Source organism: Flavihumibacter petaseus NBRC 106054, assembly GCF_000974785.1.
GTDB classification, from domain to species: domain Bacteria; phylum Bacteroidota; class Bacteroidia; order Chitinophagales; family Chitinophagaceae; genus Flavihumibacter; species Flavihumibacter petaseus.
In genome coordinates this window covers 1-16026 of record NZ_BBWV01000001.1, presented here as the reverse complement: position 1 = coordinate 16026, position 16026 = coordinate 1, and the positions used below count along the sequence as shown (strand labels likewise).

The following is a 16026-nucleotide window of genomic DNA, read 5'->3' as shown; positions in this document are numbered from 1 at the left end:
CGATGAAACGCTATATCATACAACTCGGATTAACAGGACTGCTGCTGGCAGGAATGTTTTCCTGTAAAAAGGATATTTCGCAGACCTTTAAAACAGATGGAACCGCGCCGGATGTGACCCTGTCGCCCCAGACCCTGGAGCTCAGTGAGTCAACGGCATCCGACACCGTAGAGACCATCAGCTGGACCCGTGCCGATTTCGGTTATTCAGCTGCCGTTAGTTATACCGTTGAAATTGACCTGGCCGGTGGCGGCTTTGCTGCGCCCAAATCAGTCAATACCGGTACCGTACCGCAACTGAAATACCTGGGTTCTGTACTGAATGAACTGGCGATCGGACTCGGTATCGCTGCCGGGGAAACCGGTGACCTGGACATCCGCATAAAGTCGCTGCTCAGTGATTCTGTTTTTATTTATTCCGAAGTCAGCCAGCTGACCGTAACACCCTATCAGGTTGCATTCCCGGCATTGCTGGTACTGGGTGGAAATTCCTGGCAGACGCCTGCTGTCAGAACCAACGGATTTGTATTGACATCACCCAATTACGACGACAAATATGAAGGCTATATCAATTTGCCAAATGCCGACGGTTGGGGAGGCGATGCACTGAAACTCATGGTGGAAAGCAGCGGTGTTACCTATGGATGGGGAGGCACCGCCAACACCATGACTGCCGGGGCTTCGGGCAACCTGTGGTTTACGCCGGCACCGAATTTCATGAAAGTGAATGCCGATACAAAGGCAGGTACGGTGAATTTTGTTCCGGTTACTTTCACTGTTACGGGCGACCATAATGGCTGGGATACTGAAGCTACGCCTATGACCTATGATCCCGTAACGCATCGTCTCATTGCCACCGGTGTGAATTTTACGGCCGGTAACGCATTTGTTTTTACAGCCAATGGTGGCTATGACCTGAGTTATAAAGTAAATGGTGATGGCAAGCTGATCTATGCCGGTCCCCCGAACTGGTCCGGCAACAATATACCGGCACCGGGTACCGGAACCTATACCGTAATTCTTGATCTCAGTGCAGGAGACGGTTCCTATACCTATTCTTTCGAATAATGATACGTATCCAGAGTAGTATTTTGTGGAAGGCGGCAGTTGCCCTTTGCATCGTTATGAGCGCCTGCAGCAAGTCTTCTGATCCTGATCCGGACCCTGTTCCGCCTGATCCCCCGGTAACTGTTTCCATAAAAGGTGCTGATATCAGCTGGGTGACCGAAATGGAAGCCGCCGGTAAGAAATTTTATACTGCAGGTGGTCAGGAGAAGGAATGTTTCGCGCTGATGCAATCACTCGGCTTTAATACCATTCGCCTGCGGGTTTGGGTGAATCCGGCGGACAACTACAACAGCGTTGCTGATGTAGTCGCCAAGGCAAAAAGGGCACAAGCACTGGGATTGCAGGTGATGATCGATTTTCACTACAGCGATACCTGGGCAGATCCGGGGCATCAGGAAAAGCCTGCAACCTGGGCTACACTGACCTTCGGTGAACTCAAAGCCGCAGTGGCACAACATACCCAATCGGTATTGCAGCAATTGAAATCGGAAGGTGTGACCGTACAATGGGTGCAGGCCGGTAACGAGACCAATGATGGCATGTTGTGGCCGGACGGGAAAGCCTCTGAACATATGGACAACTATGCCGCTTTGATCACTGCAGCATTTGATGCGGCCAAAAGCGTCTATCCGTCAGCAAAAGTGATCGTGCATGTATCGAATGGCTGGGACAATGATCTGTTCCGATGGAACATCGGCGGACTGGCAGCGGCCGGAGCGAAATTTGATATTGTCGGACTGTCGATGTATCCCGGTTATGCACCATCCGGATGGGCTGCTGCCAATACTGCCTGCCTGGCCATTATGAATGATATTGTAACACGGTACAACAAAGGCGTGATGGTAGTGGAAGCCGGCATGCCCTGGGATGACGCAGCTACATCAAAAGCTTTTCTCGACGACCTTATCAGAAAGACGGCATCGGTAAAGGATGACAGGGGACTGGGCGTCTTTTATTGGGAGCCCGAAGCATATGGCGGATGGAAGGGATATACATTAGGGGCATTTGATAACACCGGCAAACCCACGATTGCGCTGGATCCTTTTAAAAACTGACGACATGCGAATGATGTTGATGACTATACTCGCGCTGCTGTCTGCCGATTTGATGGCACAGATCAACTCACTGCCTCCAGCCTCAACGAACCTGGTGTATGTGGACAAAGAAGGCGTCATGCGCTATACTGCAGACAACAGCGAGGCCAGTTTTTTTGGCGTGAATTATACGACACCGTTTGCGCATGCCTATCGGGCACAGAAAGCAAAAGGGGTGAACCTGGAACAGGCGATCAGGAATGATGTGTATCATTTGTCCCGTCTTGGCCTGAATGCCTTTCGCGTGCATGTCTGGGATACGGAGATCAGCGATACGGCGGGAAACCTCCTGCAGAATGAACATCTGCGGCTGTTTGATTTTTTGCTGGCGGAACTGAAAAAGAGAAGCATTAAAACCATTGTAACACCAATCGCTTTCTGGGGCAATGGCTACCCCGATAGAGATGAACCAACACCCGGATTCTCGCGCTATTACGGCAGGGGAAAACTCACCACCAATGACACTGCGATCGCTGCACAGGAGAACTACCTGCGGCAATTCTTTTCCCACGTCAACCCTTATACGAAACTGAGTTATGAGGCAGATAAGGATATCATTGCCGTAGAACTGAACAATGAGCCGGCGCACAGCGGTCCGAAAGCCGGCGTAACGGCTTATATCAACCGCCTCGCGGCGGCGGTGCGGTCAACCGGCTGGAGCAAGCCGGTATTTTACAATATTGCCCAGGGGCCGTGGTATGCAGATGCAGTGGCAGCTGCCAATATCGATGGGTTCAGTTTTCAATGGTATCCCACAGGTCTTGTGGGCAACCGAATACTGCCGGGCAACTCGCTGCCGGCGGTGGACAAATACCGCATTCCGTTCCGGGACACCATACCGGCGTTTGCCAACCGCGCACTCATGGTGTATGAGTTTGATGCGGCGGATGTGATGAATCCATCCATGTATCCTGCGATGGCCCGCAGCTTCCGGGAAGCAGGATTTCAATGGGCAACGCAGTTTGCCTACGACCCGATGGCCATCGCCGATGTGAACACAGAATACCAGACACATTATCTCAACCTGGCCTATACGCCTCACAAAGCGATAGCGCTGATGATCGCTGCAGAAGCTTTCCGCCACCTGCCGAGGAATAAATCCTGGGGTGTCTATCCTACCGATACTGCATTTGATGGTTTTCATGTGGACTATGAAAAAGAGTTGAGTGTAATGGCATCGCAGGATAAATTCTATTACAGCAACAACACCAGTCTGAAACCCGCTGATGCTGCGGCATTGCAGCATATCGCCGGGGCAGGGAACTCGGTGCTCGTTCGGTACTCCGGTACTGGCGCCTACTTCCTTGACAGGATGGCGCCGGATGAATGGCGGCTGGAAGTGATGCCGGATGTGATCCGGCTTCGAGATCCCTTTGGCCGGCCGGAAACAGGTAAACCGGTAACAGCAATATCCTGGCAGTCAAAATCAATGTCGGTCAACCTTCCCGGGCTGGGAACTGATTTTTCGGTTCAGGGCATCAATACCGGAAATAAATATTCAGCAAATGCGGTAAAAGGAACCATAAGCATACAGCCTGGGGTATATGTTATTCGCCGCAAAGGTGCGCCCGCAGGAATTCAGCCATCTCAGGAGTTTGTCGCCCCGGAAGCAACAGCAGCCATTTCGACTAACGCTGGTTCATCATCGCTATCGGATGATCATACCGAAATAGTGACACCTGCCACTGCAATATTGTTTAATCCCGCCACCGACAGGATGATCACAGTAACACCGCAATATCGTAAAGGATTTTCTACCACCCACTTCGACAGGGAACCGTCAGCAGAAGCATTCCGGCTTTCCATCAAAAACATGGAAGGGGACGAGCTAATGGGTTTCCAGCAATTTATCGGCAACAATATTCAGTCTCTGTTAGTAGTGGACAGGAAGGCGACGGGTGATGAACCCGATACCCTGGCAGTGACGGCCAGTGGTACAGGAGCGGATCAACTGCTCCTGCGCCTGACCCTGGTGGACAACCAGGGCCAGGGATATGCAGCGGAGGTTCCCATTGGAAAAGACAGGAGAACTTATTTTATTCCGGTCAACACTTTGCTGCCAGGACCAGCACTGCTGCTGCCGCGACCATTTCCCGGGTTCCAGCCATTGCAGTTTTCCCCTGCGATCAGTCAACCGAAACTTCAATTAAGAAACATTGAAAAGCTCCAGGTGAGCCTGGACAACAATCGGCAGCCGGTAAAGCTGACAGATGCTACCCTTGACATTTACCAAATTTCGCTCCATTAACATGCGTCTCTATTCACTGATACTATTCGTTTTTTTTGCGGCGTTGACCATCCAGGCCAGCGCGCAACGCAGCCATGAGTTATTTGATGAGGGATGGCGTTTCGCATTCGGACATGCCGCGCTTCCGGAAAAAGATTTCAGCTACAGCCTCAGGACGGTATACTCCAAGTCAGGAGGAGCAACAGGTACCGCCATTGATCCTGCGTTTAATGACAGCAGCTGGAGGAAACTGGATCTGCCGCACGACTGGGCAGTGGAACTTCCTTTTGTGCAGGTCGACAGCAAAGAAGTGGAAAGTCATGGCTACAAAGCGGTGGGCGGCCTGTTTCCGGCGACCAGTATCGGCTGGTACCGTAAACACTTTGTTTTATCGCCCGCAGACTCGGGGCGAAGATTTGAAATACAGTTCGATGGTATCTTCCGCGATGCACAGGTTTGGATCAATGGGTTTTACCTCGGCAACAACAAAAGCGGATACCTGGGCGTCAACTATGATGTAACCGACTTTTTATTTTTTCATAAGGAGAACATCATCACGGTTCGTGTGGACGCTTCCCAATACGAAGGTTGGTTTTATGAAGGCGCGGGCATCTACCGCCATGTGTGGCTGAACAGTTTTGTCAACGCGCATATTACTACTGACGGCATTTTTGCACATGCTGAAATTGCAGGAGAACGGGCTGCACTGACCGTTGAAACAACGATAGCAACGGAAGGGGTGCAGGCAGCAGGAGATAGCCCTGTTGAAGTGGTTGCCTACCTCACGGACAGGGACGGTCGAAAACTGGCCACTGGAAAACCGGTAACGACGTCATTACGCTCCGGCAATAGCCGCACGTTCATTCAGCAAATCAATGTAAAGCAACCCCGGATCTGGACACTGGAAGACCCTTACCTGCATCGGGTGGTGGTGGAATTGAAGAAAAATGGGAAACTGATTGACCGCCAGCAACTGCGTTTCGGATTCCGGAGTATCGAGCTCCGGACAAACGGTGTATACCTAAATGGGAAGCATCTGAAAATCCTTGGAACGAACAATCACCAGGATCATGCCGGCCTGGGTGCCGCACTTCCTGATTACCTGCAATATTATCGGATTCAATTGCTGAAGGAGATGGGCAGCAATGCCTTTCGCACAAGCCACAATGCACCCACACCTGAATTGCTGGATGCCTGTGACAGTCTCGGTATGCTGGTGCTTGATGAGCAACGCCTGCTGAACAGCGGACCGGAATACCTGGGCCAATTTGAACGATTGGTAAAACGTGACCGCAGCCGCACCAGCGTTTTTCTCTGGAGTATCGGCAATGAGGAAGGTTTTATCCAGGGCAATTCCACCGGCAGGCTGATCGCCGGAACATTGATGCGCAAATTAAAGCAGCTTGATCCTACCCGCACCTCAACGTATGCCGCAGATATGGCCAATGTTTATCCCGGCGTAAATGAAGTGATCCCCATCAGGAGTTTTAATTACCGCCAGTTTGCGGTTGCCGATTATCATCGTGACCATCCGCAGCAGCCTTTGCTGGGAACAGAAATGGGCAGTACGGTAACTACACGCGGCATCTGGAAAAAAGATACTGTCCGCGCATACCTCCCTGACCAGGACATAACTGCGCCATGGTGGGCAAGCCGTGCAGAAGAATGGTGGCAGCTGGCTGCCAATGCTGACTTCTGGCTCGGTGGCTTTATCTGGACGGGATTTGACTACCGGGGAGAGCCAACGCCCTATTCCTGGCCGAACATCAGTTCCCATTTCGGGGTGATGGACGCCTGTGGGTTTCCTAAAAATATTTACTACTACTATCAATCCTGGTGGCGCAATAAAGACGTGCTGCATATTTCCCCGCATTGGAATGAACCGGTGCCTGTAGGAGAGCAGACCGAAGTTTGGGTGAACAGCAATGCAGATACTGTGACCCTTTTTCTCAATGGCAAAAACCTTGGCAGCAAAGCCATGCCGCGAAACAGTCACCTGCGGTGGACCGTGCAATATGAACCCGGCAAGCTGGAGGCTGTTGCGGTGAGGCATGGCCGGGAAATCAGGACGGTTGTCGAAACGACCGGTGCAGCAGCAGCAATCCTGTTAAAACCGTCGAAAACCACCTTAACAGCAGACGGAAAAGATGCCGTGGTGGTGAATGTTATTGCGTTGGACAGCCAGGGACGGGAAGTGCCTGATGCCGGCAACATGATCCGCTTTGCATTGGAAGGAGATGCAAAGATCATCGGTGTGGGGAATGGTGACCCAAGCAGTCACGAACCCGACCATTGTGTTCCGGGCGCCTGGCAGCGTTCCCTCTTCAGCGGAAAATGCCAGGTGATTTTGCAGGCAGGAAAAACAACCGGTAAAGTGAAACTGACCGCAATTTCGCCGGGACTCACCACTGCGTCGGTGGAGTTTTAATTTTCTGACCTCCCTTTCAAAGAACTGGATACAAAATTAGCAACGCTTTTCAACGGGGAATGTGATTTGGGACGAGGCTGCACTTTTCCTGGGACGAGGTTGCACTTTTGGCGGGACGAGGTTGCACTTTTTCAGGGATGAGATCACAAAACCCTTGATTTCGCCTCTGTTCCCGGCCTTTGTTCCCTATGTGGGACCACTGGTTCGCCTCGGAATCCGAGGTGTTCTCCTCTGTTTTCGAGGCAAACCCGAGTACCCGGCGTATAGAAATTGAGGTCCTACAGAGGTTGAACAGAGGTAGCAAAGAGGCCAAAGGACTATGCTTAAAAGTGGTCTAAAAATGGCCTTATCCTTGTGTCATCCCCGTATAAAGGGGGGGCTTTACCCAGGGAAGAGACTACTTTGACACAAGGATAAGGCTATTTTTAGCCTCATTTACGGGTCAGTTCAACCTCCCTGGTGAATATGTTCCAAGTCTGTTGGACCTCGTATTTTTTACGCCAATGCGGTCGGGGCCATCACCATGCAGCCTCATGGAAAACCGCAGTTTTCTCGTAGCGGCCGGTCTTTTCCCGCAGCCAGATCCGGTATACAATACCGCCGATCTCATTGCGGTTTTCCGGCACAAACGGCCAGTTCGGGGTGATATGGGTGGTCTCACTGCTGATCATCGGAAGGTTTCGCTGCAGCAGCTGATTCAGGGCGTGTTCCCGGTCACCGGCATCCCGGATCTCCTCAAACAATCCCCAGGCAATGACGGATTTCCAGTTGGCCATATCATCGAAACAATCCGTTTCGAAACATACCGATGGATTATCCCGCATCATGTCAATTTTAAGACCTTCCTGGGTATGCCCGTAAATGAAATCTCCGTCATAGGCATAGCTGATGGGCACCACGTAAGTTTTTCCTTTTGCATGGCAACCGATCCTGCCGATCACCTGCTGCGACAGCACCTGCTCAATTTCGGCGCTGGTGAGTTTTCCGATCATAGCCTTCAATTTGTTAACGAAGGAACGCCGTTTTGCGGTCGCACTGAATGACTGGCATCAGCCCGTCAACTGATCGTGATCGTAAGCACGCTGCAGGCTGACCTACCGGCACTCATATTTTTTTCCGGGAAATGGCGAAACCATAAAGGGAGGCCTGTCTTGACTTAACCGTTAAACGCTGCGGATTCCTGCCGCCGGCTGGCTTATCGGCTACATTTGATAACCATAACCATCGTATATGAAAAAGCTCCTTGGATTTACCTGCCTCTTCTGCCTCGCCGCGTTGCTGCAATCCGCCCAGGCACAGAAAATACGCCTCAATGCTTATGCCGGCTATGTTTTTGACGATAATGTAGATTCCTATTACAGCAATACCAGCTATTTCAACGGAACCATCCAGGGAAGCTTCCAGTGGGGCGCCGGTATTGAATACAGGCTGCATGACGCCTACGGCATTGAACTGCTGTACTACAGGCAGGATACCAAAGCGCCAATTACCTATTATGACTACAATTCGCTGCGGGAAAAATATTCCAATGTTGATGTTGCCGTCAACTACATCCTGATCGGCGGCGCCCGCAATTTTGCCCGTAGTGAGCGTTTTGAACCCTATGGCGGTTTTATGCTGGGCGTGGGTATTATTGATGCCGAAAACCCCGATACCGATTTCAAGGGAAGTGCCACCAAATTTGCCTGGGGCCTGAGACTGGGAACCAATATCTGGACCTCCGGCGCAATTGGCCTTAAGCTGCAGGCGCAATTGCTTTCCTGTACCCAGGCTGCCGGCGGCGGTATTTATTTTGGAACAGGTGGTGTGGGAACAGGTGTATCTACTTACTCCTCCATGTTGCAGTTTGGCCTCGGCGGCGGACTTACCTTCCGGCTGCAGGGTGCTAAGAAATAAGCCCTCACAACCCGAACCGGTATTGCAATCCCCCGATAAACTGCTGCCTTGAACTGAGAAAACCATATTCGACCCGCAGCATCCAGCTTTTATTAAGCTGGAATTGTGAACCCACAATAAAGTTCCATTTGTCTTTCGGCTTTTTGTCCAGTGAATATTGAATCGAACCATTGCCCGCATTGCTGACAATTTCTGACGCAGCATTGAAGAAATTACCAGCCCTGGAAAGTACGTTGTTGGCAGTGTTGTATTTGGCAATATTCACTGGGTTTTTTTGTTCCTGCGGGGTAAGGTCTTCCCACCAGGCATCTACTTTTTGCTGACCGTCTGCCACTTTTTCAAGTCCGGTATTTACTTTCTCTCCCCACTGATCTGTCGGGAAAAGTTCTGATGCGGAAATGTTCCCGTTGGTACCACTGTTCATCTTCACCCGGAAGCCGCCGACCCAAACGGCAACGTTCTGATCCTTCTTTTTGAGTTTAAAGTTTTTTCCCAGCCTTGGACCAAAAATGAATACGTACGCAGGTTTATCCAGCTCATCGATATCCGTCCACGAAAAGTTCATGTCCAATGCCAGGAAAGCACCCCCGATACCAATGGTCGGTGTCAACCCAAACCCGAACGTCGTTGCATCAAACTCAGCCTTGGTATTGATATCTGTTATCCTGTGCCAGGTGTCGCTGCTGTCTGGCAGATAAACGCCTGCATTGATGGCTGTGGATGTTTTCGACTTCGCAAAAATCGCATAGACATTCAGAAAGGGCAGGATCCAGAAGTCGGGACGAATATTGAGACCATTGGAAGTAGCTACTGAATTATCGAACCGGACTATCTGATCCATATTGTGCATCGGACCGTTATTGAACCCAACCTGGAGGTTGTTGATAATAATGTCAGATTGCTGATAAATGTACTGCATGCTGAGCCCGGCAGAGTAGGGGAGATTGAATCCCTTGTTGGTCGCTTTTTGTCCCCATATCGGCAATATATAGGGATAGGAGGCAGTCTTCATGCTGTCGCGCGTGTCGAGATTCTTTTTGCCCACTACCATGTCGGCGGAATACTGGGCGGATAATTTTCCCAGGATAAGGATCAGGGCAACGAAGAGGGTGCTGATTTTTTGCATAAATGGTAATTTGATCTGGATGGAATGCGCTACTAATTTACCTCTGCCGCTAACCCGAAACCCTTGAGTATGTGCCTCGTTTCACCGTAAAACGAATTTACCTGATTACGAGACTAACGCCAAAGATAGTTCCGAAGTCGAATTTTCTGCTTTCCGCAGTGGGCGGCTGACTGTCGAAGTTGTTGTAGAAGGTGAGGGTAAGGTTGAGGTCCTTGATGATCTCCCAGCTGGTGTCAAGTTGTCCATCGTTACGGAAACGGCCGCTGGAAGACAGGCTATAATAACCGGCCTGTGCCAGAACGACACTGATCTTGGGTTTCGTGAACCGGAAGAAATTGAATTCCAGCTGCAGGAATCCTTCGGGAAGTGTTCCGGACTTTACATTTTCGGTGCTCGTTTCCTGGTTGAATACGAAGCCCCCGCGGGTCCATGCATAAACGTGTTTGCTGGTGATGAATTTATTGCCCGCACCAATACCTTCCTGGTAACGGCGCTGGAGGCCAAGTTCAAGGTTGCGCTGGTATTTCAGGAGCAGCGTTCCAAACCAGGTGGTGCCGAAATAATAGTTGTATTTGATGCTCATATCCTCACGATCACGGCTCAGGGTACTGTCTGTCAACGTATAGATGCCGGAGATGCCAAAGGTGATCTCTTCCTTACGGGCCTTGTAATTCAACTTGCCGTCATAATTGAGACGGCCCAGTTCGCTGGATCGCGTGAAGTCAAATCCGAGTTGTACGCTTCCGGTGAATCTTTGTTTAAAGGAGTTCCGGAAAGGGTACATCACAGAAATGTCTTCCATCCTGATTGCTGTGGAGTCAACATCAGTGGCCATCAGCGCCTCCTTGTTGCCTTCCATGGGGAGCATTTTGCCGAAGAATACACGATGGTCGATGGTTTCCACCCGGAATACTTTTGAAATGGCTGCGAGTGTTTTGATCACACGCAGTTGCACGGTAATATCGTTGGCATCATCAGGGTCAAAAGTCAATACCCCGACCTTGATCCCTTTCACTTCGCCAATGATTTTGGTGCCATTCGTAAAGTAGACAGTGTCTTTGGTCCTGACTTTCTGTGCAGAAAGCAGGAATGCACCCAGCAGCAGGCAAACACACAGCAAAACGCCTTTCATCAGATCAATTTAAAACAAACGGATAGCGGCAAATCGTTTAACCGTTAAACGCCGGCAAACCATGCGTTCGCCTTGCAAACCCGCTACCTTTAGCGGACTTGTTCACCTTACTCTACCAACAAAAAATTATATTATGAAACGCGCACTCTTTTTCGGGAAATATTGCGCCACTGCTGTGTTGGTGCTGGCAGCAGTTTCCATTACCATGACTGCTGGTGCCCAGAAAAAAAAGAAGGGCACAACGCCTTCAGCTGCAGCCACTACCGGATTGTCAAAGGAAAACATTGAGGCAGCAATCAATGATGCCTACAATGCCAATAAAGACAGCAAGGAAGGAAAGAATGCAGATTACATCAAGGAACTCGCCAACGTAGATCCGAATATTTACGGTATTGCGCTGGTCACAGCTGATGGAACAGTGTACACAAAAGGCGACCTGGACTCAAGAGTGTCTATTCAATCTATTTCAAAAGTATTTACACTGGCAAGGGTTATAGAGGAACATGGTGCGAAGTACGTGATGGACAAGATCGGTGTGGATGCGACGGGTTTGCGGTTTAATTCCATAGTGGCCATCGAACTGCAGAAAGGAAAGGAGATCAACCCGCTGGTGAACCCCGGAGCGATCGCAGCAGTGAGCCTGGTTAACGGAGCAGACTCTGCAGCGAAATGGAAGAACATCCTGCAGACGCACGATGAATTTGCAGGTGCCGATCTTCAGTTGAATGGACCGGTATACATCAGTGAGGCCGGTGACAACCTGCGCAACCAGGCGATCGCCCACCTGTTGCTGGCATATGGCCGGATGTATTTTGACCCGGTACAGAGTACCGACGTATACACAAAACAATGCGCCATCAATGTAAATGCCCGTGACCTTGGCATCATGGCCGCAACACTTGCCAACGGTGGTGTAAACCCGATAACCAAAAAGAAAGTGGTATCACCGGAAACGACCGCATTCACGCTGTCTGTAATGGCGACTGCCGGTCTGTATGATGATTCCGGCCAGTGGCTGTATGCTGTCGGCCTGCCTGCCAAAAGTGGTGTTGGCGGTGGTATTATCGCGGTATGTCCCGGTAAGTTCGGCATCGCCGTGATCTCTCCGCCGCTCAATGCAGCCGGCAACAGTGTCAAAGCCCAGAAGACCATCTACGATATCGTTAAGAAGCTCAATGTAAACCCATATCTGGTCCAGCCGAAATAGGCGGACGGTACGTTGTTCTCAAATAAATACTTTATGATGCTGCCTGTGAAAGTGGTTGTAAGGGCGCTATTGCCCGTGGTGATCCTGTGTTTTTTAGGGAACGGTGCTTCCGCCCAGCTAGAGCAGTCGACGCTGTTCCGGGACACGACAGTAAGGGGAGATTCAATTTTCCCCACCTATCCGAATACCACTTCCGGTGAGTTTACACCGGGCAAGGGGTTCAGTCTTGTCAAGACAAAAATTGCCACCCTGAACCTGAGCATTTATGCCATGGTCCGTTACCTCAACCAGATGCCGGGCAAACAGACCTGGCAGGATCACCTGGGAAGGGACAGGGAATTCACCGGGAGGAATGATTTTCACTGGCATCGTGCGATGTTGTGGTTCTCGGGGCAACTGTTTACGCCAAAGCTGACCTATGTCGCCACGGTGTGGTCTGTAATGACCACCCAGCAGACGCTGGTTTATGGTAATATCCAGTATCGCTTCAATAAGAATTTCACACTGGCTGCGGGTATTATGCCGAACATTTCTGTCCGGTCGATGCAGGGGCCGTTCCCGTTTTATCTCTCAACCGACCGGACCATGGGAGAGGAAAGCCTGCGGGCAGGGTTCACCAATGGCATCACACTGAAAGGTGAGATTGTACCGCGGTTAAACTACGCCCTGTTCCTGGGCAATAATCTCAGTACACTGGGTGTACAGGCAGCCAAACTGACGCGAACGCTGTCGAAAGGTGTGGGGCTGACATGGATGCCGACAACCGGTGAATATGGTCCGAGAGGCGGACTGATCGATTTCGAAAATCACAAAGAGGTCTCTACAAGATTTGGTATGAGCTATACGCACGACAGGGACAATCGTTTCAACAATACGGGACAGCCATCACCGGACAATACCCAGGTGCGCATGACAGATGGCGTACTGTTTTTTGAGACGGGTGCGCTGGCTGATGGTGTTACCGTACAGGAGGCAAACTATGATATGATTGCCTTCGACCTGGGCGTAAAATACAAAGGCTTCAATGCGCAGGCTGAGATCTACAACCGCGTACTGTCAAAATTCGACACTGACGGTCCTGTTCCGATCAACAGGATCCAGGATGTCGGCTACAGCCTGCAGCTATCACATATGGTGGTGCCAAAGATCCTGAACGTGTATGTCATCCATTCCTATTTCTTTGACGAGTTCAAGCGGCATCCCTGGGAACTCGGTGGTGGCGTGAATGTTTACCCCTTCAAAAGCAGGAGCTGGCGCCTGAACGGACAATTACACCATGTATATAAAAGTTCGGCGGGAGGAACTTTTGGTTTGTACACCGCCGGCCAAACAGGAACCACGGTTACGATCGGAACCGACATACTACTCTGACATGTGTACAAAAACAAAGCTTACGGCCCTCTTCCGGCCGCTGCTGGCATTGCTGCTGCTGCCTTCACTGGCTTCTGCACAGGCACCTGCCAAATCAGACACTTCCTGGTTTTATGATACGCATTTCCATCTGACCAATTATATCCAGGAAGGCATAACGGTACGCGAGTTTTTAACCATTATGGGCGGCCGGACGGGCAGGTCAACACTCTTCGGCATTCCCCTGCAGCAGACCTGGTCGCACGGCAACACCGGCGATTTTGCACCCAACTACTACCTGGCTTCAGATGCGCCCCTGTATTATTACTCCTTTACCGATGCCATGATTGCAATGGCTTACCGGAATTTGTCTAAAGCCGAACAGCAGCGTTTTGATCCGATGATCACCGGGTTTAACCCGGCCGATATGTATGCAGCGGACCATATCAAAAGAGTGCTGAAGATTTTCCCGGGTGTATTCAGTGGCATCGGCGAGTTCACTATTCACAAGGAATTTGTGTCTTCCAAAGTAGCCGGGGAAGTGGCTTCCCTGACCAACCCGGCGCTGGACAGGATCCTGGATTTTTGTGCAGAATCCGGCCTGGTGGTGCTGCTGCACAACGACATTGATATGCCCTTTCCCAAAGATGGTCAGGAGCCTTACCTGGTGAAACAGCTGGGCGATCTTTTCCGCCGGCATCCGCAGACATCCATCATCTGGGCGCATTGCGGACTGGGAAGGGTAGTTCAACCGATCGATGACCAGTTGCGCATGCTGCAAAAAGCACTGGATGATCCATCTTTGAAACACGTCAATATTGACATCTCCTGGGATGAAGTGGCCAAATATATTGTAGCAACCCAGCAGTCGCTGCGGTTAATGGCTGATGTGATCAATAAATATCCCGACCGTTTCCTGTTTGGAACCGATGAGGTGGCACCGGCGACGCCGGAAAAATACCTCAAGGTGTATACCATGTATGCACCCCTGTTCAAACTGCTGACCCCCGACGCAAAATTCAAACTGCTTAAAGGCAACTACGCCCGGCTGTACGATGCCGCCAGGGTGAGGGTACGCAAATGGGAAAGTGAACACGCATCAGATGGAAAATAATGAAAGCGCTGCATCAGATATTATCTGAAATCGGCGACCGCTTTCCGCAGCAGCGGGAGCAGATAGAAAAGCTGTATGCAGTGGATGAAGGTTTCCAGCACCTGTGTATTGATTATATCACCTGCCTTGAAGCCCTTCGGGCAACCCAGGAAATTTCACAGGAACAACACAGAACCATGGAAGAATACAGGGAACTGATCAGGGAACTGGAAAAAGAATTCAAAAGATTCAATATTGGACCATCTCGCCCTGCGCAAAACAGGTAATCTTAACACCTGAAATAACAAGCTGATTTTTATCAACTTGTCATGAAATCCAGCCGAAGTGCTTGCGGATACGAAAATTAATAGGTACCTTATTACCTGTAAGCCTGATTCTAGCTCCCGTTCCCAACCGTACCGGCTGCATTCCTTTCCCCCGCACGATAGCGTTGAACCGCAACGCCCAACCGAAATGTGATGTTTTGGATGGGTTGGGCAAATGCACCCGTAACCGTACGCTATGCAAACATTAACCGAAACGGAGCTAATGGATACCTTATACCTGTCAATCGCGTACATAACTGCCGGCATAGCCTTGTTATCAGGAATCATCAACGTTCTGGCCGGGCTCTATTCCCATGGGGAAAGGACAGATCTTGTATTCGGCATTATGTGCCTCTGCGGATTTTTCTTCCTGGTATTGCCCCCCGGTGGATTTGTGATGACCGATAAGGCACCCTATCCTGTAGAACTGCAGGTAAAGCGCATCTTTATCTGGTTGTATTACGCATTGCTTCCCGTCTTCATTGAATATTACACGGGCTATAAGAAAAGGGTGTTTACGTATCTCACCCAATTTTTTCTGCTCTGGAGTTATTATGTGATGGCCACTACACACGGTGACCGGACGGACTGGTACTGGCTGTCGCGGATCGCATTGATAACTGTATTGCTATACGGATTGATAGCCGTCAGGGATCAGTTCCGGCGGGCACAAAGAAAGGAGGCCAAATGGTTGCTTGCGGCCTTGCTCATCTATGGGATCCTCCTCGGCCTCTCCGTGGTGAATGAGGGTTCCCGATATACCCTGACCAGCCGGCTTGGCGTCAATGTATTCTTCCCCCTGCACCTGAACCTGGTCGCCTTCATTGTGATCATTGGCATCCGGCTGCGCGTCAATACCCAGGAAAAATATCACCTGGAAAAGAGTTTACGCTGGAGAGACATGCGGTGGAATATGCTCGTGCAGAATATGCACCTGCTGATCATTGAGCTGGACAGGAACGGTAATATCAGCTATCTGAATCCTTACGCAGCGAAAAAACTGGGTGGTCAATACGAAAAACAATTATTGGGCAAACCCTGGTTTGAAACTTTTGCCATGCCGGGTGAAGCCGGGCCTTT

Annotated in this window: 13 protein-coding genes; 10 read left to right on the top strand and 3 right to left on the bottom strand. The window is 50.5% G+C overall.

Going from position 1 to position 16026, the window contains the following annotated elements; genetic code table 11:
* The first annotated feature begins 2 nt into the window (after nucleotides 1-2).
* The 4 genes from FPE01S_RS00065 to galA are packed head-to-tail and all read left to right on the top strand — an operon-like array spanning nucleotide 3 to nucleotide 6816.
* Nucleotides 3-1067 (top strand): SusE domain-containing protein, encoded by a 1065-nt coding sequence (locus FPE01S_RS00065; RefSeq protein WP_046366944.1) that lies wholly within the window; start codon nucleotides 3-5, stop codon nucleotides 1065-1067.
* Nucleotides 1067-2122, top strand: coding sequence for a glycoside hydrolase family 53 protein (locus FPE01S_RS00060; protein ID WP_046366943.1), 1056 nt, complete (start codon nucleotides 1067-1069; stop codon nucleotides 2120-2122). The genes FPE01S_RS00065 and FPE01S_RS00060 overlap by 1 nt, the downstream gene beginning before the upstream one ends.
* Nucleotides 2123-2126: 4 nt before the next feature.
* On the top strand, nucleotides 2127-4409 hold the full coding sequence (locus FPE01S_RS00055; protein WP_174446972.1) for a membrane or secreted protein: 2283 nt from the start codon (nucleotides 2127-2129) through the stop codon (nucleotides 4407-4409).
* Between the two features lies 1 nt (nucleotide 4410).
* Nucleotides 4411-6816 (top strand): beta-galactosidase GalA, encoded by a 2406-nt coding sequence (gene galA / locus FPE01S_RS00050; RefSeq protein ID WP_046366942.1) that lies wholly within the window; start codon nucleotides 4411-4413, stop codon nucleotides 6814-6816.
* Nucleotides 6817-7334: 518 nt separating this feature from the next.
* On the opposite strand, the gene FPE01S_RS00045 is transcribed toward galA, so the two are convergent.
* Nucleotides 7335-7808 (bottom strand): pyridoxamine 5'-phosphate oxidase family protein, encoded by a 474-nt coding sequence (locus FPE01S_RS00045; RefSeq protein ID WP_046366941.1) that lies wholly within the window; start codon nucleotides 7806-7808, stop codon nucleotides 7335-7337.
* A 238-nt stretch (nucleotides 7809-8046) separates the two neighbouring features.
* On the opposite strand from FPE01S_RS00045, the gene FPE01S_RS00040 reads away from it, so the two are divergent.
* On the top strand, nucleotides 8047-8712 hold the full coding sequence (locus FPE01S_RS00040) for an outer membrane beta-barrel protein (protein WP_046366940.1): 666 nt from the start codon (nucleotides 8047-8049) through the stop codon (nucleotides 8710-8712).
* Nucleotides 8713-8716: 4 nt separating this feature from the next.
* Here FPE01S_RS00040 and FPE01S_RS00035 read toward each other — a convergent pair whose 3' ends face one another.
* Nucleotides 8717-9838: a hypothetical protein gene (locus FPE01S_RS00035; protein ID WP_046366939.1), complete on the bottom strand. Its 1122-nt coding sequence runs from the start codon at nucleotides 9836-9838 to the stop codon at nucleotides 8717-8719.
* Nucleotides 9839-9935: 97 nt separating this feature from the next.
* Nucleotides 9936-10970 carry a DUF481 domain-containing protein gene (locus tag FPE01S_RS00030; protein WP_046366938.1) on the bottom strand — a complete coding sequence of 345 codons (1035 nt, stop codon included), beginning with the start codon at nucleotides 10968-10970 and terminating at the stop codon, nucleotides 9936-9938.
* A 133-nt stretch (nucleotides 10971-11103) separates the two neighbouring features.
* On the opposite strand from FPE01S_RS00030, the gene glsA reads away from it, so the two are divergent.
* The 5 genes from glsA to FPE01S_RS00005 all read left to right on the top strand — a co-directional run.
* The gene (glsA, locus tag FPE01S_RS00025; protein ID WP_245623914.1) at nucleotides 11104-12177 is read left to right on the top strand and encodes a glutaminase A; all 1074 of its coding nucleotides are present in this window, start codon (nucleotides 11104-11106) and stop codon (nucleotides 12175-12177) included.
* 33 nt (nucleotides 12178-12210) lie between these two features.
* A complete protein-coding gene (locus FPE01S_RS00020) occupies nucleotides 12211-13548 on the top strand; it encodes a hypothetical protein (RefSeq protein ID WP_052955386.1) in 1338 nt (445 codons plus the stop codon).
* A 1-nt stretch (nucleotide 13549) separates the two neighbouring features.
* Nucleotides 13550-14641 carry an amidohydrolase family protein gene (locus FPE01S_RS00015; RefSeq protein WP_046366937.1) on the top strand — a complete coding sequence of 364 codons (1092 nt, stop codon included), beginning with the start codon at nucleotides 13550-13552 and terminating at the stop codon, nucleotides 14639-14641.
* Nucleotides 14641-14907 (top strand): hypothetical protein, encoded by a 267-nt coding sequence (locus FPE01S_RS00010; protein ID WP_046366936.1) that lies wholly within the window; start codon nucleotides 14641-14643, stop codon nucleotides 14905-14907. The genes FPE01S_RS00015 and FPE01S_RS00010 overlap by 1 nt, the downstream gene beginning before the upstream one ends.
* A 235-nt stretch (nucleotides 14908-15142) precedes the next feature.
* The coding region (locus FPE01S_RS00005) for a PAS domain-containing protein (protein ID WP_217998155.1) at nucleotides 15143-16026 on the top strand (884 nt) is incomplete at its 3' end.